The following is a 22,205-nucleotide window of genomic DNA, read 5'->3' as shown; positions in this document are numbered from 1 at the left end:
ACACCCTTGTCCCCGCGCTTGACGCGGGGCCGCAAAAGAACAGACCTTATCAATCAGTTGCTTATATGGTCGGTTTTAATGCGATCCCGCGTCAAGCGCGGGAACAGGACAGTTTTGACACACCCCCACGGTTAAACACCCTTTATATCTTTGTTATCCCAGATTATTCAGAATATCAACCTTTCCTTCCTTCACCAGGCGATAGATCATTTCTCCGAACAATGTGTTTACCCAGGCAAACCACGAGCGGGTGAACTTGGCAGGATCGTCCTTGTAGAAGGATTCGTGCATGAAGCCGGTATCTGCATCCGTATCGCGAAGCATCTTGACACATTTGCGGATTTCGTCATTGTCGTTTGTTGTGTTACAACGCATGATGATACTCATCGGCCAGATGTAACCGAAACCGATATGCGGTCCGCCGATACCTTCGCCGGCTTTTCCCTGGAAGAAGTAAGGATTGGAGTCGCTGAGCACCAGGCGGCGTGTGTTCTGGTAGATCGGATCGTTCATATCCACGCATCCTAAATAGGGCAGTGCGAGCAGGCTCGGCACGTTGGCGTCGTCCATGAAGACATGATTGTGGAAGCCATCTACCTCGAATGCATATACTTTTCCGTATTCAGGATGTTCGACAACTCCGTATTTGTCTACGGCTGCCTGTACTTCATCGGCCAGCGAGTCACACTTGCGGGCAAAGTCGTTGTCGCGTTTGATCTCGCGCATCATCTCGGCCAACTGGCGAAGTGAAGTGATGGCGAACAGGTTCGACGGGATCAGGAATCCGAACAATGTGGCGTCGTCCGACGGACGGAAAGAGGAGACGATCAGGCCGACAGGTTTTACCGGGCTGCCCCAACCGTCGTTCAACAGCGTGTCGCCTTGGCGGTCTGTCTTGCGTCTGAACTTGTACGGGCCGAGGTCGTCTTTACGTTGCTGTTCGATGAAAGTCTTGTAGACGGTTTTCATCGCCTTGTCCCAATCTGCATCGAAAGGAGAGGTGTCGCCTGTCGTTTTCCAGAAATGGTAAGCGAGGCGGATCGGATAGCAGAGGGAGTCGATTTCCCATTTGCGTTCGTGTAGTTCCTTTTTCATGTCTGTGAAGTCGCTTTCCCATTCGCTGCCGGTCGGACCTTCGTTGAAGCCGTTTGCATACGGGTCGATGTTGATGCACCAGGTCTGGCGGTTGATTACGCCGGCAAGCATGGTCTTTACTTTCGGATCATCATTGGCAAACTGGATATGCGGGAAAACCTGGGCGGATGAGTCGCGCAGCCACATAGCGTGGATGTCGCCGGTCAAGACGAAAGTGTCGGGTTTACCGTTTACCATCTTGTGTTCGCAAGTCGTATCCAGTGTGTTGGGGAAACAGTTTTCGAACATCCAGGCGAGTTTCGGGTCCTTCAACTTCGCCTTTGTGGTGGCGATCGCTTTTTCCACTGCTTCGGATGTGAACTGACGTTTCTCCGGTGCCGGACGTTTGCAAACATATTGCATGGCGGAAGCATCGCCTGTAAGTCCGCTTCCGGCTTTTTCGGCCATGCGGGCGAATGAGTTCTGCCCTACCATCAGGCCTGCTAATGAGAGGCCGCCTGTTTTCAGAAAGTTTCTGCGTGTTGTCATCTTGTCTGTTATTTATTTGATGTTATTGATTTCAGAGAATAGTTCGACCATGCAGGCATTGTCCAATAGCCATTTGTGCTTTTTGGTCTTGACGCCTGTCCAGTCGTTGTCGAGGAATCCGTTCACGTCGCGGGTGTGATCCCAGGCGTAGCGGGCGTTGTCGGCCATTGTCCGGATATATTCGGGATTGTGATCAACCTCATAAAGGGCCACCAAGCCGCGCAGCAGGATCACGTTGAACCACGGGCTGGCCGTGTAGAAACGGCTTTCCGTGCCGTCTATGGTTTTGCGCACTTCGGTGAAACGCTGATAGGCGCCTTTGGCTGTTTCCTGTGCGTCTTTCAGATAGGCTTCGTCGCCCGATTGCTGGTAGAGAAGGACGCCGGCTTGTATCATCTGCCCGCTGTTGTACGTGTATTTCTCTTTGCCGATGCTTCCGTCCAGGCGGACATTGTCCCAATAAACGCAGTCTTCCGGGTCGCGGAGGTTGTTCTTGGTCCAGTCGTATGTTTTCTTTGCCTGTTCCAGATAGGCGTTGTCTTTCGTCAGGTTATACAGCTTCATGCAGAGAACGGTTGCCGGTGCGTTGGAACAGGTGTTCTTGGATGTTTTTTTCTGTTCGCACCAGTAGATACCGCCGCCGAGCACATCGTCCCAGCCGCTGTATATATAGGTATAGAGGGCTTTTGCCTTTTCCAGATATTTCTCGTTCTTCGTCAGTGCATACAGGTCGCAGAAGTCGATTGCCAGCCAGTCGTTGTCATCATAGAAGCGGTCGCTTTCGCCGTTGAACATCGGGTAGCTCTGATAGCAGTTCGGCTCGCGAGTGTTGTCCCAATACAGTTCCAGTCCCGGCAGGATGCGTTCTTCCAGGCTTTGCAGGTATTTGGTGTCTCCTGTCGTTTTGTAAAGCGCAATCCCTCCCGATAGCATTCCGGAATAGGGCCAGAGGAAAGATACTTCCTGATCGCGTTTCTGCTCCGATCCTTCTGCCAGGTAAGTGACCTGGTTATTCGGATTGGCGGGATAGGTCTCCTGCAGCAAACCGTATTTTTCAACGTTGTACTTGGTCAGGATATTGGTGTACATCGAGTCGGCGATGGAGATGTCGCGATCCGCACCGGATGTAGTTGCGGGGTTACTGCAAGATGTCGCCCACAACAGGCCTCCGCAAAGAATGATTGAGAAAATATTCAGTTTCATGGTCTAATAGAATAAATTGTAATTAGAATGCAAATATACAATTTATTCTATTACAGCGGTCCAGCCTTTGTGATGAACCGGGGTTATTTTATGAACTGAACAATTCTTCTTTTCCCTCTGTTTTACCTTAGAATAATCGGACAAAAACTGGTGAGTGATACAAAAGTAATAAAAAAGTGTTGCCGTTTGCTGTTTGTCTGGTTAAAAGCATTACTTTTGTGGTTCATAATTAGTTGAAAAGAAAAAGAATGGATAAAGTTAGTTACGCACTGGGCTTAAGTATCGGAAATAATTTCCAGAACTCAGGCATCAATAATCTTCAGATTGAGGATTTTGTAAAAGGATTGAAGGACGTGTTGAGTGAAGCACAGCCGGAAATCAGTTACGATGAAGCAAAACAGGTTATCAACGATTACTTCATGAATCTTCAGAAAGAAAGACTGGAGCTTAATAAGAAAGCCGGAGAGGAGTTCCTGAATATTAATAAAGGAAAAGCCGGAGTCGTAACATTACCCAGCGGTTTGCAATATCAGATCCTGCAGAAGGGTGAAGGTGCAACACCGACTGCAGCCGACAAGGTAAAATGCCATTATCACGGAACGTTGATCAATGGTACGGTATTCGACAGCTCCGTACAGCGTGGTGAACCCGCCGTATTCGGTGTGTCGCAGGTGATCCCGGGATGGGTGGAAGCTCTTCAACTGATGCCGGTTGGTTCCAAATGGCGTCTTTTCATCCCCGCAAACCTTGCTTATGGCGAACACGGTGCAGGTGATGCAATCGAACCGAACAGTGCGTTGGTGTTCGATGTCGAATTATTGGATATAGTAAAATAACATATTAGAGAAAAATGAAAAAGATTAGTGTATTGGTTGCTACAGCGATTGTAGCTATGGGCATGGGTTTCACCTCCTGCGATTCGCACAAAAGTGCATCTTTGAAGACTGCCGCAGATAGTGTGAGCTATGCGATTGGTATCAGCACAGGTGCTGGTTATAAGGAAAATCTGAAAACGCTGCCGGGTGATCCTGCAAACGTTGACGATCTGATCGCCGGTTTCATCCAGGCTATCAAGGGCGATTCTTCTGCGATGAAGATGACTCCGCAGGCTGCTCAGGCTTATATCCAGACTTACTTTACCGAAGCTTCTGCAAGAGATGCAAATAAGACGAAAGAAGAAGGCGAAAAGTTCCTGGCTGAAAACAAAGCGAAGAAAGACGTGATCACAACCGAAAGCGGTTTGCAATATCAGGTTGTAACAGAAGGCACAGGTGCAAAACCGACTGCTGAAGATGTCGTGAAAGTTCACTATACAGGTACTTTGTTGGACGGAACAAAATTCGACAGTTCCCTTGATCATGGTGGCGAACCGGCTCAGTTCCCTGTTGGCGGCGTGATCAAAGGTTGGACGGAAGTTCTGCAGTTGATGCCGGTTGGTTCTAAGTATATCGTTTGGATTCCTTCTGAATTGGCTTATGGCGCACAGGGAGCTGGACGTGATATTAAACCGAACAGCACATTGAAATTCGAGATAGAATTGCTGGATATCGTGAAAGATAGCACGGCTGAAAAGAAATAAGAAACTGTCGTTTTATACATAATTGGGCGGGCGAAATATGTTAAATAGCATTTTTCGCCCGCTTTTATTATTTATTTCATACTTTTTTCTTTCAGAATGATATAGTATTGAATTTTATTATATACTTTTGATACATTAAATCTAAAAAAGGAAAGTAAAGTAGACAAGCGATGGAAAAGATAGACAAACTGGACCGGCAGATCTTGAACATTATTTCAAAGAATGCCAGGATTCCTTTCAAGGATGTAGCCGAAGAATGTGGCGTTTCACGTGCCGCTATTCATCAACGGGTGCAACGCATGATTGATATGAATGTGATCGTTGGGTCAGGCTATCATATTAATCCGAAGATATTGGGTTACAACACTTGTACCTATATCGGGGTGAAACTGGAACGCGGTTCGATGTACAAAGATGTGGTTCCTGAATTTGAGAAGATTCCGGAAGTAGTGGAATGCCATTTTACAACGGGTCCGTACACGATGCTGATCAAATTGTATGCACGCGACAATGAGCACTTGATGGAATTGTTGAATGCACAAATCCAGGAAATCCCGGGAGTGACGGCAACCGAAACGCTTATTTCCCTGCGTCAGAGCGTGAAACGTGAAATTCCTATTTGCGATATTTTCGAATAGTAATGATATAAGGATATAGGCCCGGCCTCGGATGAGTTGCCGGGCTTTTTTATATGCCGTACAATTTGTATTTTTGCGTAAAAAGAGGAATGTAAAAAGAATGTCAAGGTATTTATCAATCATATTCTTATGCTGTCTTCCTGTCTGGCTTTGGGCGGGGGAAAACTATCGTTTTCGTGTTTATCTCAAAGATAAAGGCGATGGCGGTTACCGGGTGGAAGAACCGGAAGCTATTTGTCCAAACAGGCAATCGAACGGAGGACTAAAAATAATATTGCGGTGACAACAGCCGATTTCCCTATATCCCGCTCTTATATCAACATGCTGTCGGAGACAGGTGTGAAGCCGGTTGTGGAGAGTAAATGGTTTTCGACTGTCGTGGTTGAGAGTGCGGACAGCGCTGTCGCCGGGCAGTTGCAGCAACTGTCTATTGTCGATTCCGTTAAGTGGATCTGGAAAGGAAACCTGAAAGTGCCCGCAGAAGAGACGGGAGAAGAGCGGTTCGTGTCTACGGACAAACCGCAGGATCGTGAATATGGCTATGCCGAGAAGCAGATCAGGATGCTGAACGGAATCAAACTGCATGAAGCGGGTTTCCAGGGCGAAGGCATGCGGGTGGCTGTTATCGATGCCGGTTTTATGAATGCAGACCGGATATCGGCTTTCGACTCGTTGCGCTTGCTGGGTACACATAATATTGTTTTCCCTGGTAAAAGTGTGTTTGTCGGAGACGATCACGGGACGAAAGTTCTTTCCTGCCTGGCAGCCGATATTCCGGGCGTGATGGTCGGGACGGCTCCCAAAGCTTCTTATCTTTTGCTTAAGAGCGAGGATAGTGATTCCGAATATCCGATAGAGGAGGATTATTGGACGGCTGCGGTTGAATATGCAGACAGTGCCGGTGTGGATGTGATCTCTTCTTCCTTAGGCTATTTCTCTTTTGATGCGGACGAGCTTTCTTACGACCAGTCGGCACTGGACGGGAAAACGGCCATGATCAGCCGGGCGGCAAGTCTGGCTGCCGACAGGGGAATCCTGGTGTTTTGCAGTGCCGGGAATGAAGGTAACGGCGATTGGGAAAAAATAACGTTCCCCTCGGATGCGGCGGGAATCTTTACTGTCGGTGCAATAGATGAAGATAAGAAGAAAAGTAGTTTCAGTTCTGTCGGCTTTACGGCTGACAACAGGGTAAAGCCGGATGCAGTCGCTTTGGGAACAGGCAGTTGTGTGATCGGGCCGAATGGAAATATCCGATATGCAAACGGCACTTCTTTTGCGACGCCTATCCTGGCGGGAATGGGCATTTGTCTTTGGCAGTCATTGCCTTGGCTAAACAATCGGGAAGTGATCAGTTTGATGAACCGCTCATCTAACCGCTATAAGCATCCGAATAAAGAATTCGGATACGGTATTCCTGATTTTTATAAAGCATATAAAAAGGAAAGAAAGAATGGTTTACGGTCAAAATAATATAAACCGGGAACGGCAGGAGCTTTCTTTGCTGGAACTGAATAACCGGGTGAAAGGGGCGGTGTTGAACGCATTTCCGGAGACGTGTTGGATATGTGCCGAAATGAGCGATGTGCGCACGAATGCTGCATCCGGCCATTGCTATCTGGAATTTATCGAGAAGAATCCGGTAACCGGACAGCTGGTCGCAAAGGCACGTGGCTCTATCTGGGCAAAAACGTTCCGTATGCTGAAGCCTTATTTTGAGATGGAAACCGGACAATTGTTTGCTTCCGGGCTGAAAGTCCTGGTCAAGGTTTCGATCGAGTTTCACGAATTGTATGGCTACAGTTTGACGGTATTGGATATTGATCCGGCTTATACGGTGGGTGATATGATCCGGAAACGGATGGAGATTATCCGGCAATTGAAGGAGGAGGGCGTCTTTACGTTGAATAAGGAATTGCCGTTCCCGACCTTGCCGAAGCGGATAGCGGTAATCACATCGCCTACGGCTGCCGGGTATGAAGATTTTCTGAATCAACTGGCAAATAACAAAGCAGGCTATCCTTCTACACGAAACTGTTTCCGGCTCTTATGCAGGGAGAGCGGACGGAGGAATCTGTGATTGCTGCACTGGACCGCGTTTACCGGCATATTGACTGTTTTGATGTTGTGGTCATTATCCGGGGCGGTGGCGCAACTTCGGACTTGAATAGTTTCGATTCGTACTTGCTGGCGGCTAATTGCGCGCAGTTCCCGCTTCCGGTCATAACCGGCATCGGACATGAGCGCGACGATACGATCCTCGATATGGTGGCGCATACCCGGATGAAGACGCCGACTGCCGTAGCCGAGTTCCTGATCGGACAGATGGATAAAGCGGCCGGGGAAATGGAAGAGCTGCAACAGGACGTTTGTTCGTTGGCAACCGATATTCTGTCCAGACAAAAGAACTTCCTGCAATCGTTAGGGAGCCGTCTGCCTGTCTTGGCAATAAACCGGATCGAGCGGAATCGTTCACTGCTCCAACGGATAGGCATGCAATTACCAACGGATGCCCATGCATTTCTAAACCAATGGGCATCGAAGCTGGAAGCGATGCAAGTGCGTTTGGCGAACCGTGTGGAAAGCAGTTTGGCAGAGCGTAACCGCTTTCTCCAGTTGACCGAACAGTTTATCAAGATGGCTTCCCCGGATTATGTGCTAAAGCGCGGTTACAGCCTGACACTGAAAGACGGTAAAATCATCAAGCAGGCTGCCGGATTAGAGGCTGGGGATGAGTTGGTAACCCGTTTTGCCGATGGCGAAATCCGTTCAATCATATCGTAAGAATAATAAAAACAACAGAATATGTCACAAAAGATAGAAACATATAACGAAGCCGTAGAGAAACTGCGTAAGATCGTGGCCGACATTGAGAACGGCGATTTGGATGTGGACGTCCTTTCCGAAAAAGTAAAGGAAGCGACGCGGCTGATCAAGCTGTGCAAGGAAAAGCTTTACAAGGCGGACGAAGAGGTGAAAAAAATATTGGAGGAACTGGAGTGATGAAGAAATACGTCCTGATAGTTGCCGGAGGCCGGGGACTGCGTATGGGGGGCGATTTGCCGAAGCAGTTTATCCCGTTGGAGGGAAAGCCTGTCCTGATGCATACGTTGGAAGCGTTTCACCGTTGGGATGCGTCGGCCGGCTGATCCTGGTTTTGCCGGAAGATCATCAGCCGTATTGGAAGATGCTTTGCCGGGAGATCGGCTGTAAGGTGCCGCATCGGATTGCGAATGGAGGTGAAACGCGTTTCCATTCCGTTCGGAACGGATTGCAGTCCCTTTCGGAAGAAATAGGAAATGCATCCGGAAGGAATGAGAAAGTCTTGGTGGCTGTGCACGACGGGGTACGTCCTTTTGTCTCTCCTGAAGTCATAAGCAAATGTTTCACGGAAGCGGAAATTTCCGGTGCCGCAATTCCGGTTGTTCCGGTTGTCGATTCGCTCCGTGAGTTTACCGGAGGGACGAGTCATCCGGTCGACCGTTCGCGCTATCAAGCGGTACAGACGCCGCAGGTATTCGACTATGATCTGTTGATGGAGGCATATGAACAACCTTATACGGACTTGTTCACCGATGACGCATCGGTTGTCGAAGCGTTTGGACACGGTATCATTACGGTTCCGGGAAACCGGGAAAATATCAAGATTACGACTCCGTTCGACTTGTTGGTGGCGGAGGCGCTGTTATCAAGTTCCAAGAAATAAACTCTTTGCGCTATGGATGAACAAAATATCATTATATACAACACCATTGATGGCAAGGCCAAGGTTACGCTGATGGCTAAAGACGGACAAGTGTGGATGAACCAGGGTCAATTGGCTGAACTTTTTGCCACCTCTGTGCCCAATATCAATATCCATATTGGTAATATATTACAAGACAGAGAATTGGCATCCGAATCAGTTATTAAGGATTACTTAATAACTGCCGCCGATGGCAAGCAATACAACGTGAAGTTCTATTCATTAGACATGATATTGGCTATCGGTTTCCGGGTACGTAGCAAACGGGGCGTACAGTTCCGCATTTGGGCTAATGAGCATCTCATAGAGTATATGATAAAGGGCTTTACGATGGATGACGAGCGTCTGAAAAACCCGAATGGGCGGCCCGATTATTTTGATGAATTATTGGAGCGCATCCGTGACATACGTGCTTCAGAAAAGCGCTTCTACCAAAAAGTGCGCGATCTCTTAATGTTAAGCAGTGATTATGACAAGACCGACAAAGGTGCGCAAATGTTTTTTGCCGAAGTGCAAAACAAACTGCTCTATGCCGTTACCGGGCAAACCGCTGCTGAAATAATCTGTTCGCGAGCTGATGCCTCCCAGCCCAATATGGCACTTACCTCTTGGAAAGGAGCCATTGTGCGCAAAAGTGATGTATTTATTGCCAAAAATTATTTGCAACAAGATGAAATCGATTCGCTCAACCGCCTCACCGTACTTTTTCTTGAATCGGCAGAAATGCGTGTGAAAGAACGGAAAGATCTCACCCTCGATTTCTGGCGTAAAAACGTAGATGCCTTGTTAGAGTTCCAAGGTAAAGAAGTGCTTAAAACAAAAGGTTGCATCTCCAACAAACTTATGGAACAGATTGTTGGCAAAGTCTATGACGAATTCAATGAGCGCAGGAAACATGAAGATGCTCTCCGGGCAGACGAAGATGACCTGAACGACTTGAACAGACAAATTGAAAACCTAAAAAAATAACAAACAAAAAACGATATGCTCGATCTCGACAAACGTTCCATCATGTATCTGCCGGGCGTAGGCCCGAAGAAGGCAGAGATATTGCAGAAGGAAGCCGGTATTTCTTCGTATGAAGATTTGCTGTTCTACTTTCCGTATAAATACATTGACCGGAGTCGTTTCTATAAGGTTGCGGAGGTGACCGGCGATATGCCTTATATACAGATGAAAGGATGTATCTTGTTTTTCGATACAGTCGGTGAAGGGCGTACAAGACGGTTGATCGGGAAGTTTACGGACGGAACCGGGACAATCGATCTGGTCTGGTTTAAAGGGCTTAACTATGTCACGGATAAGATTAAGACGGGAGTCGATTATATCGTATTCGGGAAACCGACCGAGTTCGGACACATCTATAATATTCCTCATCCGGATATAGATCCGGTGGATCAGGCGGATAAGGTGGCCAACGGCTTGACGCCGTTCTATAACACCTCCGAGAAGATGAAGAAGTCTTTTCTTAACTCGAGGGCAATCCAGAATTTGCAATATACCCTGTTGAGCGGCCTGAACTGGACGTTGCCGGAAACACTTCCTCCGGCTGTGTTAAACCGTATTCAGATGATGCCGTTTTCGGAAGCGATCCGGAATGTGCATTTTCCCGAATCTGTGGATAAACTGCGGAAAGCGCAATTGCGCCTGAAGTTCGATGAACTGTTTTTTATCCAGCTTAATATTCTCCGTACGGCCAATCTGCGGAAAATGAAGCTGAAAGGGATTGTATTTCCTTCTGTCGGAGATTATTTTAATACATTCTATAAAGAGTATCTGCCGTTCGAGCTGACAAATGCCCAGAAACGTGTCGTTCGCGAAATTCGTGCCGATATGGGGAGCGGGCGACAGATGAACCGCCTGTTGCAAGGAGATGTCGGAAGCGGTAAGACGCTGGTCGCTTTGCTTGCTATGCTGTTGGCAGTCGATAACCATTGCCAGGCCTGCATGATGGCTCCGACGGAAATCCTGGCGACCCAGCATTATGCGACTGTCATGGGTTTCTTGAAAGACATGGATATCAAAGTTGCCCTGCTGACCGGTTCGACAAAGAAGAAAGAGCGCAACCGCATCTTGCCTGCCATTGCTAATGGCGAGATACAGATTGTAATCGGTACGCATGCTTTGATTGAAGAGACGGTTGTTTTTTCTTCCCTCGGTCTGGCGATTATTGACGAGCAGCATCGTTTCGGGGTGGAACAGCGTTCCCGGTTGTGGACGAAAAATGCGGTTATTCCTCATGTGCTGGTTATGACGGCGACGCCTATTCCACGTACGCTTGCCATGACTTTGTATGGTGACCTGGATGTATCCGTGATTGACGAATTGCCACCCGGACGTAAGCCGATTCAGACCGTACACCGGTATGACAATAAAAAAGCCCAGCTCTATGATTTCCTTCGGAAGGAAATTCAGCAGGGGCGGCAGGTTTATGTTGTTTATCCATTGATAGAAGGCAGCGAGAAGCTGGATTATAAGAATCTGGAAGAGGGCTTCGAGACTTTCAAAGAGGTCTTTCCTGAATATCGGGTTTGCATGGTTCACGGAAAGATGAAAGCGGCGGATAAGGAAACTGAAATGCAGAAGTTTATCTCTGGTGAAGCACAGATTCTGATGGCGACAACAGTGATAGAAGTCGGCGTAAATGTGCCGAACGCCTCTGTGATGGTCATCGAGAGTGCCGAACGTTTCGGGCTTTCCCAGTTGCACCAGCTTCGCGGTCGTGTAGGACGTGGAGCCGAGCAGTCGTATTGTGTCCTTGTCTCTTCCTATAAGTTGAGCAACGAAACCCGCAAGCGTCTGGAAATAATGGTGAATAGCAACAACGGCTTTGAGATTGCCGAAGCCGATTTACGTCTGCGTGGTCATGGAGACTTGGAGGGAACCCGCCAGAGCGGAGAAGGAATCGACCTTAAAATCGCCAACCTGGCAGCCGACGGACAGATCCTCAGTTTGCACGCGATATCGCACAGGAGGTTTTGAACGAAGACCCCGATTTGTTATCCGAACCCAACCGGATATTGAACGAAAGGCTAAAAGTCCTCTTTTCCAAGAAGGTAAATTGGGGTATGATAAGCTAATATGTTGTGAAACATATTTTGTTACAGTTAGTTGTAAATCAACGGATATAAAGCCTTGTTTTACTTTTCTTTATTTTCATTGCGGAAATTTTTCCAGATTGAATTTTGTCGGCTTGGTCAAAATTACGAACTTTGACGAGATGACAATGAAACAAGCCATTCTATTTCATGGCCTTTGTCACGAATTACTGATTGAAAGTGATAAAAATAATGAAGATACAGGCATTACTATTTATTTGTTGTACCACTATTTTGGTATCGGCCGTAGAGGTAAAAGCACAAAAAGACAAAGACGCTCCAACGCAAGTCGTACATATAAAGAAGCTGGACAAACGTGTTTCCGAGTTAATGGCGGATCGCGTCGGTATCCGTAAAAATATGGAACTGAAGGAACTGGCTACTTTTGATGAGAAAGCAATGGAGGAAAGGGAGAGTTTAATGTTCCCCGCGGAAGAATTATACGGCTCCAATTGGGAAAACCAATGGGTAGACCCGTTCCGTGGAACGGCAAAGGTCAACTTCCCGGATTCGTTTGCTATAGATTGTTCTTCTTTCGTCTATCCGATAGCCATGGATTCCATGGCGAGAATTACATCCAAATATGGTCCCCGTCGTCGTCGTATGCACAGGGGAATCGACTTGAAAGTCCTCGTTGGAGATACAATCCGTGCTGCATTTGACGGTAAAGTCCGCATTAAGAACTTTGAACGTCGCGGATATGGTAATTACGTCGTGATTCGTCATCCGAACGGCCTTGAAACCGTTTATGGCCATTTATCTAAAATACTTGTTACCCCGAATGATATTGTCCACGCAGGCGACCCGATTGCTTTAGGTGGTAATACAGGACGTTCTACCGGTTCCCATCTTCATTTTGAAACACGCTTTTTGGGACAGGCTATTAATCCGGCCGAAATTATAGACTTCGAGAATGGTGTCCCCCATCAGGATACATATGTTTTCCATAATGTAAAGATTAACGGACGCAGAAGCAATATTTATACCTCTTCTTCCGACCGTCTGGTCTATCACCGTGTGAAGTCCGGCGATACATTAGGTAAGATTGCCCGTATGTATGGAACAACAGTCAATGAATTGTGCCGCTTGAATGGTTTGAAAGGAACGACGGTTTTACGGATCGGCCAGTCTATCCGTTGTAGTGCGGGTGCCGCTACCTCTACGAAGGTGGAGAAGACGAAACCGGTTGCTTCGGCTAATGTAACGAAAACAGTAAAAACGACTGTCGCCGCCGATGCAGCAGCAGTCGCTTCCATAAGCCAGAATAAAAATACGGCTTCCCGGCAGGAAGGAACTCCGCATTATCATCGTGTGAAATCCGGTGATACGTTAGGTGCTATCGCAGCCAAGTATGGCACGACAGTTTCGAAACTTTGCGAATTGAACGGTATTACCAAGACTACGGTTCTGAAATTAGGCCGTTCACTTCGTTGTTCATAATAGAAAGATTTGATATAATGTTAGTAGCCGTCTGTGTTTCACAGGCGGCTTTTTTCTTTATTCCCGGCTCCGCTTCCTTTATATTTGTTGTTTGCCGTATTGAATTTGTAACGGACGGTAACGGTCAGGCTGCGCGAATCGCTGTAGTTCCATGTGTCGAAAGTGATGGAATCGGCATAATATCGTCCGGAATTTCGGAAAGCTTTCAGCAAATCGAATGCCCGTATTTGCAGCGTCAGCGCTTCGTCTTTCAGGAAACTTTTGGTCAGTCCGACGTGGACACTGCCGAAGCCCGGACGCCAGGCTTTGCCTTCGTAGGTATCGCTTTTGCACATCCCGTCTACGTTCAGTATGAAGTGGTGCGGCAGGTTGAACATGTTCTGTATGCCGGCATACAATCGTGGATGATAGGGTTTCCGGTCCGGATTGACGGTCCATTCATCCATAAACTGGCGGATCAGGCTGACTGAAAAGGAGGGATGCCAGCAACCGATATTGGGAGAGGCATTCAGCATAACCCATAGATCCTGTTTCTTCTTTACATTGCGGGGAATCCATATGCAAAGTTGCGGATCGTCTTCATATGGTTCGATGGAAGAACAGATCGCATTCTTATTATATTGGTAAGAGGCAACGAAGTACAGCCATTTATAGCTCATGTTGAGCGTGACATCGTGGGTGGTTGTCGGTTGCAGGAACGGGTTTCCGCCCTGATAAGTGAAACGGTCGTTATATTGCCGGTTGCTGCTTAGCGAGCTATAGGAAGGACGCGAAGTATAAGCGCTGTAACTCAAGGACGTCTGTACGTCTCCGAATGCCTTTGAGAGAGAAAGATTCGGGAATATATTGTCGTAATTCCTGCTCTGTGTCTCGTTGTAAACATTGTCTACATAATAGCGGTTGCGGATATGTTCGTAACGAAGTCCGGCCGAGAGATACCAGGATTGCAGCGGGATACTGTAACTGACAAAGGCTGCGCTATGTGCCTCTTTCAGACTGTTCCTGCTGTCCGGCAGGATATGTTCGGGATTGACATAACTGTCCCGGTGCTCCGTCCAACTCATTTCGGTCCCGGCTTTCAGAGTTCCGTTCCTGCGGGATGACTGAGCGTGAGCTTGAAGGCATACAGGTCGTTATCCGCTTCGTACCGTGTGTTGACGATACGGTCATTCCCTATCTGGCTGTCCTCGACGGATTCCTGCTCTTTCCCGCTTTTATTTTTGATATAATCGAAATTCATATCTATACCCAGATTCCGGACCTTTCCTAGGTAATAGGTATTTACCGAATGGTAGCGGGCAGGGTTGGCGGTTTCCGTAAAGACGTTATGTATGTGGTCGTCTGCCGTTCCATTGGCTGTGATATCCATATCGGACACCCATCCGCCGTTTCCTTCCATACTGAAAGTACCGGAATATTGAGCCCCGAATGAGTGGTTCTCATTCAGCTCGTAGTTGAAGCCGGAGGCTGAGTAGGTAGAGCCGCCGTCCGACTCCAAATGCAGCCGGTTGCGGATGTTCCATACCGTGTCCGCCTTGATAGTCTGGTTGTTCTCCTGCTGCTGCCAGTCTTTCCATTGCTGGAAGGAGAGGCGTGTGAAGATGTCCAGTCCTCCGTGCCGGTAGTTGAGGTTCAGTTGCTGGTAATGGCTGGTCCGGTGTGTCTGGCTCAACTGGCTGGTCGCATTGACACTGAATCCGTCACCTTTTCTGCGAATCAGCCGGATTTTCAGAACGGCTTTCACTGATGCGTCATATTCGGCTCCCGGATTGTTAATCAGGTCGACGGAGCGTATTTCATCCGAAGTTATCTTTTCGAGTTCCGAGACATCGTAGACTTTGCGTCCGTTGATGTAGATAATCGGCGTCCCTTTCCCGAGACCGTGAATTTGCCTTGTCTCCCTTCTATGCCGGGAATCCGTTCCAATACATCGTTGGCCGTACCCAATTTACTTAACAGGCTTCCCTGTACCTGTGTGACGAACTTGTCTCCTTTAAGTTGGAATGTCGGCATCTGCCCTTTAACCTCCACCTCGGAAATCAGATGTACATCTTCTTTTAGTGTGAGAGTGCCGATTGCGCCGTTACCGTTCCGGTATTCGGTCTGGTAACCGATACAGGAAACCTTGATAATATAAGCTTTTTCGTCGGGGACAGCAATGCTGAATGTACCCTTGTGGTCGCTTGTGGTCCCCTGTACGAATGCCGAGTCGGCCGGGTTGAGCGCTATGATATTGGCATATTCGATCGGTTGGCGGTTGCTGTCTGTCAAAATTCCGCTGATGTTTTGTGCCGACAGTCTGCAAAAAGGAAGCATACACAACAGTAAGATAATTGCTTTTTTCATTATTCTTCTATATTTGTTTTATGCTCAAATGTAGAAGGAAAAGACCGGAAAAGGTGCATGCATCGCACCTTTTCTGATTTGCAATTATGCGTGTAAGATGTTGGTATCCAGATGTGAAAATAGCGAAAAGTCTGCTTCTCCTCTTTCTGCCTCTGCAAAAATAGAAGTTTGGCAAAAGCGGATCAAAGTTTATCCTTCAAATACTTTCCTGTATAGGACGCTTCACACATCGCCACCTCTTCGGGAGTCCCGGCACAAACCAGGCTGCCACCGGCGCTACCGCCTTCCGGCCCCAGGTCGATCAGATAGTCGGCGCATTTGATTACATCCATATTATGTTCGATGATCACAACCGTATGGCCTTTCCCGATCAGGGCGTTGAAGGCTTTCAGCAGTGTCTTGATATCATGGAAATGCAGACCGGTGGTCGGTTCGTCGAAGACGAATAGCGTCGGTTCCTGCTTCTCCTGCCCGAGGTAGTAGGCGAGTTTCACACGTTGGTTCTCACCGCCGGACAGTGTGGATGAAGTCTGTCCGAGCTTGATATAACCTAACCCGACATCCTGCAAGGGCTTCAGTTTCTTGACAATCTTCTTTTCCTGTGCGCCCGGATGCTGTTCGAAGAACTCGATCGCCTGGTTGACAGTCATTTCCAACATATCGTAGATGCTTGCCCCGTGATATTCGACGTCGAGGACATCCTGTTTGAAGCGTTTGCCGTGGCAGTTCTCGCATTCGAGGGTGATATCGGCCATAAACTGCATTTCGACAGTGATCTTCCCTTCCCCTTTACATTCTTCGCAGCGGCCGCCTTCCTTGTTGAAAGAGAAATAGGCTGCCGAATAGCCCATCTGTTTGGAGAGAGGCTGGTCGCCATAGAGTTTACGGATCTCATCGTAGGCGCCGATATAGGTCACCGGATTCGAACGGGAACTCTTGCCTATGGAGTTCTGGTCTACAAACTCGATGCCTTTGATCAGATGCATATCGCCTTCCAGACCGGAGCAATCGACCATCAGGCGCGCCGCGTCGTCCAGATAATGTTTGACACCTTCGTAGAATATATCGCGAACCAGCGAACTTTTACCGGAACCGCTGACACCTGTCACCACCGTCATCACATTTAGCGGGAACTTCACGTCGATTCCTTTCAGATTATTCTTGCGGGCCCCTTTCACCTCGATATAGTTGTTCCACAGACGGCGGAAGGCAGGGACTTCAATCTGGTCCTCGCCTGTCAGATAGCGGACGGTGTAACTGTTACTGCTGGTCCGCAGGTCGTTGACATCCCCTTGATAGACAACTTCGCCACCTAAGCGGCCGGCCTTCGGACCGATATCGATGATATAGTCGGCGGCACGGATGATCTCTTCGTCATGTTCGACTACGACAACCGTATTACCCAATGCCTGCAATTGGCGGAGCACCTTAATCAGCAGATCGGTATCGCGCGAATGGAGTCCGATACTCGGTTCATCCAATATATACAAAGACCCGACCAGGCTGCTGCCTAACGAAGTCGCCAGGTTGATACGCTGGCTTTCACCGCCGGAGAGAGAGGCGGAAAGACGGTCGAGCGTCAGGTAGCCCAACCCTACATCCAGCAGGAATTGCAGGCGGTTGGTGATTTCCGTCAACAGGCGGCGGGCGATAGCCGCCTCGTTCTCGTCGAGTTGCAGATTGTCGAAAAAAGCTTTTGCTTCCGTGATCGGCAACGTGACCAGCTCTGCAATATCTTTTCCCCCGACCTTTACATACAGCGCTTCCGGACGCAGGCGGGAACCTTTGCAGGTCGGGCAGATTGTTTTGCCGCGATAACGCGCCTGCATCACGCGGTATTGTATCTTGTAGAGATTCTCTTCCACAAATTTAAAGAAGTCGTCGATGCCGTGCAGTCCGCGTGCGCCATGCCAGAGCAGGTCTTTTTCCTTCTGCGTCAGGTCATAATAGGGACGGTGGATCGGGAAGTTATATTTCTCGCTCTTGGCGATGAACTCCCGCAACCATTCGCCCATCACTTCTCCTTTCCAGCAGACAACAGCTCCCTGGAAGACGGACAGGCTCTTGTCCGGTACCACTAAGTTTTCGTCGATACCGAGCACTTTGCCGAAGCCTTCGCAGGTCGGACAGGCACCCAACGGATTGTTGAAGCTGAACATCATATCGTTGGGTTCTTCAAACGTTATGCCGTCCGCCTCGAACTTCTTGGAATATTCTTTGATGACGGTTCCTTCGGGTGCATAAATACGGATGATACAGGTGTCGTGCCCTTCGAAGAAAGCTGTTTCGGCAGAGTCGGCCAGACGGCTTTTCAATGTCTTGTCGCCGGAAACAACCAGACGGTCGATCAGCAATTCGATCGCGGGGGACGAGAGTAAGGCCTCATCTGCTAACACTTCGCCTATCCGGTAAATGGTTTCGTTAATGGACAGACGGGTATATCCTTCTTTTTGCAGGATTTCCAGTTGTTCCTTTATGCCGCGTCCTTCCGGCAGGACGACGGGAGCGTAGACGGCAAAACGGGTTCCATCGGGATAGGCGAGCACTTCCTTCACGATGTCGCTCACCTGGTGTTTTTTCACCTCCATTCCGGAAACGGGAGAAATCGTTTTCCCGATACGGGCATAGAGCAAGCGAAGATATTCGTATATCTCCGTAGAGGTGCCGACCGTCGAACGGGGGTTGCGGGTATTGACCTTCTGTTCGATTGCGATTGCGGGGGGAATGCCTTTTATATAGTCGCATTCCGGCTTGCTCATACGTCCCAGGAACTGGCGTGCGTATGCCGAAAGGCTTTCGACATAGCGTCGTTGCCCTTCGGCATATAACGTATCAAATGCTAATGATGATTTTCCGCTACCGGAAAGGCCGGTGATAACGACCAACTTGTCTCTGGGAATCTCGACATCAATATTTTTCAGGTTATTGATCCGGGCTCCCTTGATAAATATAGAATTGTTTTCGGACATAATCTTTTCCTTGATTACCATCCTGCAAAGTTAGGAAAGTAATGCCGTTTTGCCAAGTAAACGATTGGCATTCACATTCGGAAACAATCAATTCACACTTTCTATACAAACCGGACCGATCAGGCCTGATTTCTGCAAAGCGTCAGTCGGTTTCCATATGTTACAGGGCGTCCAGGTTTTCCGTTCCTGCTGCGGTAATCCGCTGTCGCCGATCAGGCGGTTCATCCAGGTGGTGACGACTTCCACTTCGACCTTGTTTTTACCTTTCTTCACCAAATCCGTGATATTCACCCGGTAAGGAGCCGTCCAGACGCCACCGGCATATTGTCCGTTGATCTTTACTTTGGCCATGACGCCGACGTCGTTCAGGTTCAGATACAAATCCCCGTCCGGTTTCTTCTTCAAAGCGAAATCCGTTTCGTACCAGATCGTTCCGGAATAATGGCTGATGTCAAAGTTCTCGTTTTTGGTGATATCTTCCAGCCGTGTAAAGGTCTGGGGTGTAGCCGGTCCACGACGCTTTGCCTCGAAAGACACTTTCCAGGGAGCATCTAACCGGACAAGGGTTTGCGGAGCTGGATAGTTGAGCTGCAAATCCGTTCCTTCCGGTTTCTGTGCCGGTTGGCGGAAGACAATGAAAGCACTTTCATAGGGGTGCAGTTTTAGCGGAACAACTGTTCCTGTAGCTGTCTGCCGGTAAGCCGGAAGCGTCCGAACGCGGCCAGTCATCGCTTCCCATAATTCGGGTTGCCGTGAACGGACGCGCAGTTCGGGACTGATCTCTATCGTCTCCTCTTTCTGGTTGGAGATAAAATAGATCTCCGTATCTCCTGCCGAACGGTGTCCGTAGAGGACAGGTGCATCTGCCGGCACTCTGCAGTCGGGCACACATCCGATGTGTTGCAAAGCCTCTGCCATGTTCATCCCGTACAGCAATTCTCCTTTTCCTCTTTTGACAGCTTTCACGTTTTGTCCGTCCAGACCGGCCCAAAGCTCGCCGGCCATCGTTTTAACTTGCCGGTCTGCCCTGCCGTAGTCTTGCATACTGGGCGAACGCTGTGGAGCAGGTCCCATGACAACAGCGCCGTCTTCAATCAGTTTCTTTATTTTGGCAAGCAATTTGGGACGCATCGTCTCTAACTTGGGAAGTACCAGGATGCGGTATTGGGTGCCGTGAGGCAATGTCAGCAAGCCGTCTTTGACAAAGAGATCACGCTCTATGACTTCGGCATTGATATAGTCGAACTGGTAACCTTTGGGTAATTCCGGTTCAGTGATTCCGGTCATCTTGGGCGCATCTTCCCCGATAAAATAGGCAACATCGGCTATGTTCAATCCTTGTTGCAGCATATAGTTGACGCGTTTCAGATAAGAAGTGAACAGGTCCATTTGCGGATACCAGGTGTTCAGCCTGTTAAATTCGCTGCTGAACCAGGCATTTACACCCGGCTCTCGCTCTTCCGTTGGTTGCGAGATATAGACATGCAGCAATGTATTGTTGATCCCTTCCGTAAAGAAACGGTCACCCCGTTGCTTCATCATTGCCGGATAACAGCTGAAAGGCGTTCCTCCGCTTGTAAAGGATTCGGCAGAAATCTTCTGCTTCCCATATATATGCCCGCAGGATGAAGCGGCGCGGTTTTCGATATTTCCTAAATCGCCGAAGCTCCAGAACTCGCCGCCGATCTCATCCGACTGCCCGCCGTATTGCAGGAACTCACCGGGGAATCCCCAATGCCCGTAGTTCTCCAACCAGGTCGTCAGGCCATACTTATGGCAGACATCACGCAAACCGCCTACATAATCATAAGCGATCTTATCTGCAATCAACCGGCGAAGATCCCAGAGGAAGCGGTCGGACTGATCCTGGCTCTTGACTACGTAGCCTTCATAAACAGGGAGGAAAGGAAGCGGATCGTAACCGTAGCGCTCCTGAAACTCACGCAGGAAATCATCCGTAAAGTTTTGTCCGCCTGTCTCGTAGCTGTCCTGCACGACAACTTTCCAGCACTTGCGGTCTTCAGCCGGGATGCGGCGGTATATTTCGCCCATATAGGCCTCAAAGTGGGATTCTATGTGCTTGCGGCTCATTTTGTCTGTTTCCAGTCCGGTCGCTTCGGGATCGGCAGGGCTGTTTGTGACGCCTGTCGGCAACATACCCGTGCGCAGGATTGTCCAATCGCCTGCCGGAGCTTTCCAGACCAGGCGGTCGCCTTGCAGGCAGGAGGATATATCCAATACCTGGTCCGGATCGACCGTCAGGGATGGATCGTCAGCTTCCGGCTGTACCGGCCACTGATATTCGTGCCAGTAGGGGAGCGGTGTCTGGAACATCTTGGCCAATGTCTTTTCCGGATAGCGTTCCACAGCCGGGCAGGAAGAAAAGACCACCTCGCTCAAACCGCTTCCGGGAGCAATTCCGTTCAATTCCAGACGAAACTCGTCGGCGGTTGTAGCTGGGACAGACACCACGACCGGTGCATAGGGGTCAAAGCCCACATTCGGGTTGGCATTGAAGCGGTCTATCTTAAATTCGGCTATCGTTCGGAAACTGTTATTCTCCTTCACCTGTAGCCGTGCTGTGCTTTGAATGGGATGATGAGCCGGATAGACCTGAAAACTGCGCAGGGTAAACGGCTTATCCGCCTGAAAGTCGATTGTGACGGGCTGATCGTTTTTCTCTGTAAAAAGCAAAGCCGTCTCCTTGTCTCCGTCCAACAATCTGGAAAGGTTTTGCAGAGCAGGAGAGGAAGATACTTTCGTGTTTGAAGCGGACAGCCGGGCGGTATTCTTGCTGACAGAAGGGAAAGCGATCACCTTCACATCCTGAAAGTCTTTATCGGGTTTCGCCAAAATGACTTCGACCTGTTTGCCCCCGCTTACCTCCGCCTTCACCGAGGCAAGATAGCGCATCGCCTGTTCCGGTTTCACCCAAGGACCACCGGATTGGCTCCAACCGGGCGAGTTGAAAATACCGATCTCGATGCCCAGTTCGGTTGCTGTTTTCAAGGCGGCATGAAGCACTTTCCACCATTCTTCACTACCGAAAGGAACTGTTTTATAAGGTGTTTTAACCTCGTCTAAACCGATATTCCCGATAAAAGCCCGGTTAATCCCGGCTTCCTTCATCGAATACAAGTCTTTTCTCACTCCTTCTTCCGAGATATTTCCCGAAATCCAATACCAATATACGGAAGTCTGCACCTTTTCCGACGGATTCACAAAACCGTTCTCGAGTGCACTTTTATCCTGGGCACTTCCCATAGCGGGAACTAAAAGCGAAAGGCAAAACAATGTTTTAAGCAGAGGTTTTCTCATGGTCTGTTCTTTTTTAAGATTCCGGAGGTAAAAGTAGCAAGATTATCAGTGCCTCTGTTTTCTATATTGATTTATATCTTTTCAAAAATGCTTTTTTGAATGATGATTCCCTGAAATCGACAAATCCATGGAATCGTAATTACATTTTGATAATTAATCAGCGAAAAGAAACAGCCAGTCATTTCCCTGCTTTTAAACTTTTATTATCTTTGTCCCTGATTGTAGGGAAGTAAATAGCAAGGAATCTCA

At 48.6% G+C, this 22,205-nt stretch carries 14 protein-coding genes and 3 pseudogenes; 10 read left to right on the top strand and 7 right to left on the bottom strand.

Annotation, left to right across the window (positions count from 1 at the left end):
- Window positions 1-153: 153 nt before the first annotated feature.
- Both DW083_RS08075 and DW083_RS08070 read right to left on the bottom strand, forming a co-directional pair.
- Entirely contained in the window at window positions 154-1,623 is a 1,470-nt protein-coding gene (locus DW083_RS08075) for a glycoside hydrolase family 125 protein (RefSeq protein WP_122332039.1), read from the bottom strand.
- Between the two features lie 12 nt (window positions 1,624-1,635).
- Window positions 1,636-2,826 carry a glycoside hydrolase family 76 protein gene (locus DW083_RS08070; protein ID WP_122332038.1) on the bottom strand — a complete coding sequence of 397 codons (1,191 nt, stop codon included), beginning with the start codon at window positions 2,824-2,826 and terminating at the stop codon, window positions 1,636-1,638.
- A gap of 248 nt (window positions 2,827-3,074) precedes the next feature.
- Between DW083_RS08070 and DW083_RS08065 the strand changes: the two genes are divergently transcribed.
- From DW083_RS08065 to DW083_RS08020, 10 genes and pseudogenes are all read left to right on the top strand, one after another.
- A complete protein-coding gene (locus DW083_RS08065) occupies window positions 3,075-3,662 on the top strand; it encodes an FKBP-type peptidyl-prolyl cis-trans isomerase (RefSeq protein WP_115500691.1) in 588 nt (195 codons plus the stop codon).
- 14 nt (window positions 3,663-3,676) lie between these two features.
- Window positions 3,677-4,405, top strand: a complete 729-nt coding sequence (locus DW083_RS08060) for an FKBP-type peptidyl-prolyl cis-trans isomerase (protein ID WP_122332037.1) — start codon at window positions 3,677-3,679, stop codon at window positions 4,403-4,405.
- 170 nt (window positions 4,406-4,575) lie between these two features.
- A complete protein-coding gene (locus DW083_RS08055; protein ID WP_115500693.1) occupies window positions 4,576-5,043 on the top strand; it encodes an Lrp/AsnC family transcriptional regulator in 468 nt (155 codons plus the stop codon).
- 279 nt (window positions 5,044-5,322) lie between these two features.
- Window positions 5,323-6,513 (top strand): S8 family serine peptidase, encoded by a 1,191-nt coding sequence (locus DW083_RS08050; RefSeq protein ID WP_233551939.1) that lies wholly within the window; start codon window positions 5,323-5,325, stop codon window positions 6,511-6,513.
- Window positions 6,494-7,824: pseudogene (gene xseA / locus DW083_RS08045) on the top strand (exodeoxyribonuclease VII large subunit). Before DW083_RS08050 ends, xseA begins: the two are co-directional and overlap by 20 nt.
- 21 nt (window positions 7,825-7,845) lie before the next feature.
- A complete protein-coding gene (gene xseB / locus DW083_RS08040; protein ID WP_122332036.1) occupies window positions 7,846-8,043 on the top strand; it encodes an exodeoxyribonuclease VII small subunit in 198 nt (65 codons plus the stop codon).
- Window positions 8,043-8,746 (top strand): annotated as a pseudogene (locus DW083_RS08035) (2-C-methyl-D-erythritol 4-phosphate cytidylyltransferase). The gene xseB and the pseudogene DW083_RS08035 overlap by 1 nt, the downstream one beginning before the upstream one ends.
- Before the next feature lie 12 nt (window positions 8,747-8,758).
- Window positions 8,759-9,754: a virulence RhuM family protein gene (locus tag DW083_RS08030; protein WP_122332035.1), complete on the top strand. Its 996-nt coding sequence runs from the start codon at window positions 8,759-8,761 to the stop codon at window positions 9,752-9,754.
- Between the two features lie 15 nt (window positions 9,755-9,769).
- A pseudogene (gene recG / locus DW083_RS08025) lies at window positions 9,770-11,865 on the top strand (ATP-dependent DNA helicase RecG).
- A 210-nt stretch (window positions 11,866-12,075) separates the two neighbouring features.
- Window positions 12,076-13,323, top strand: coding sequence for a peptidoglycan DD-metalloendopeptidase family protein (locus tag DW083_RS08020; protein WP_122332034.1), 1,248 nt, complete (start codon window positions 12,076-12,078; stop codon window positions 13,321-13,323).
- A gap of 38 nt (window positions 13,324-13,361) precedes the next feature.
- Here DW083_RS08020 and DW083_RS08015 read toward each other — a convergent pair whose 3' ends face one another.
- The 5 genes from DW083_RS08015 to DW083_RS07995 all read right to left on the bottom strand — a co-directional run bounded on the left by DW083_RS08015 (window position 13,362) and on the right by DW083_RS07995 (window position 21,956).
- The gene (locus DW083_RS08015; RefSeq protein ID WP_122332033.1) at window positions 13,362-14,387 is read right to left on the bottom strand and encodes a TonB-dependent receptor domain-containing protein; all 1,026 of its coding nucleotides are present in this window, start codon (window positions 14,385-14,387) and stop codon (window positions 13,362-13,364) included.
- 14 nt (window positions 14,388-14,401) lie between these two features.
- Window positions 14,402-15,067 carry a hypothetical protein gene (locus DW083_RS08010; RefSeq protein ID WP_122332032.1) on the bottom strand — a complete coding sequence of 222 codons (666 nt, stop codon included), beginning with the start codon at window positions 15,065-15,067 and terminating at the stop codon, window positions 14,402-14,404.
- A gap of 62 nt (window positions 15,068-15,129) precedes the next feature.
- Window positions 15,130-15,669 (bottom strand): carboxypeptidase regulatory-like domain-containing protein, encoded by a 540-nt coding sequence (locus DW083_RS08005; protein WP_122332031.1) that lies wholly within the window; start codon window positions 15,667-15,669, stop codon window positions 15,130-15,132.
- A gap of 182 nt (window positions 15,670-15,851) precedes the next feature.
- Window positions 15,852-18,638 (bottom strand): excinuclease ABC subunit UvrA, encoded by a 2,787-nt coding sequence (gene uvrA, locus DW083_RS08000; RefSeq protein ID WP_122332059.1) that lies wholly within the window; start codon window positions 18,636-18,638, stop codon window positions 15,852-15,854.
- An 87-nt stretch (window positions 18,639-18,725) separates the two neighbouring features.
- Complete coding sequence (locus DW083_RS07995; RefSeq protein WP_122332030.1) at window positions 18,726-21,956, bottom strand: glycosyl hydrolase; 3,231 nt, start codon at window positions 21,954-21,956, stop codon at window positions 18,726-18,728.
- Window positions 21,957-22,205 lie beyond the last annotated feature (249 nt).

Source organism: Parabacteroides sp. AF48-14, from assembly GCF_003477465.1.
Classification (GTDB): Bacteria; Bacteroidota; Bacteroidia; order Bacteroidales; family Tannerellaceae; genus Parabacteroides; species Parabacteroides acidifaciens.
The sequence above is the reverse complement of the archived record's forward strand: the minus strand, read 5'-3'. Positions and strand labels throughout refer to the sequence as shown.

Coding starts and splice junctions, on each gene's coding strand:
- DW083_RS08055 (WP_115500693.1), top strand. CDS start 4,576: ATGGAAAAGATAGACAAACTGGACCGGCAGATCTTGAACATTATTTCA.
- DW083_RS07995 (WP_122332030.1), bottom strand. CDS start 21,956: ATGAGAAAACCTCTGCTTAAAACATTGTTTTGCCTTTCGCTTTTAGTT.
- DW083_RS08015 (WP_122332033.1), bottom strand. CDS start 14,387: ATGAGTTGGACGGAGCACCGGGACAGTTATGTCAATCCCGAACATATC.
- DW083_RS08030 (WP_122332035.1), top strand. CDS start 8,759: ATGGATGAACAAAATATCATTATATACAACACCATTGATGGCAAGGCC.
- xseB (WP_122332036.1), top strand. CDS start 7,846: ATGTCACAAAAGATAGAAACATATAACGAAGCCGTAGAGAAACTGCGT.
- DW083_RS08070 (WP_122332038.1), bottom strand. CDS start 2,826: ATGAAACTGAATATTTTCTCAATCATTCTTTGCGGAGGCCTGTTGTGG.
- DW083_RS08005 (WP_122332031.1), bottom strand. CDS start 15,669: ATGAAAAAAGCAATTATCTTACTGTTGTGTATGCTTCCTTTTTGCAGA.
- DW083_RS08020 (WP_122332034.1), top strand. CDS start 12,076: ATGAAGATACAGGCATTACTATTTATTTGTTGTACCACTATTTTGGTA.
- DW083_RS08075 (WP_122332039.1), bottom strand. CDS start 1,623: ATGACAACACGCAGAAACTTTCTGAAAACAGGCGGCCTCTCATTAGCA.
- uvrA (WP_122332059.1), bottom strand. CDS start 18,638: ATGTCCGAAAACAATTCTATATTTATCAAGGGAGCCCGGATCAATAAC.
- DW083_RS08065 (WP_115500691.1), top strand. CDS start 3,075: ATGGATAAAGTTAGTTACGCACTGGGCTTAAGTATCGGAAATAATTTC.
- DW083_RS08060 (WP_122332037.1), top strand. CDS start 3,677: ATGAAAAAGATTAGTGTATTGGTTGCTACAGCGATTGTAGCTATGGGC.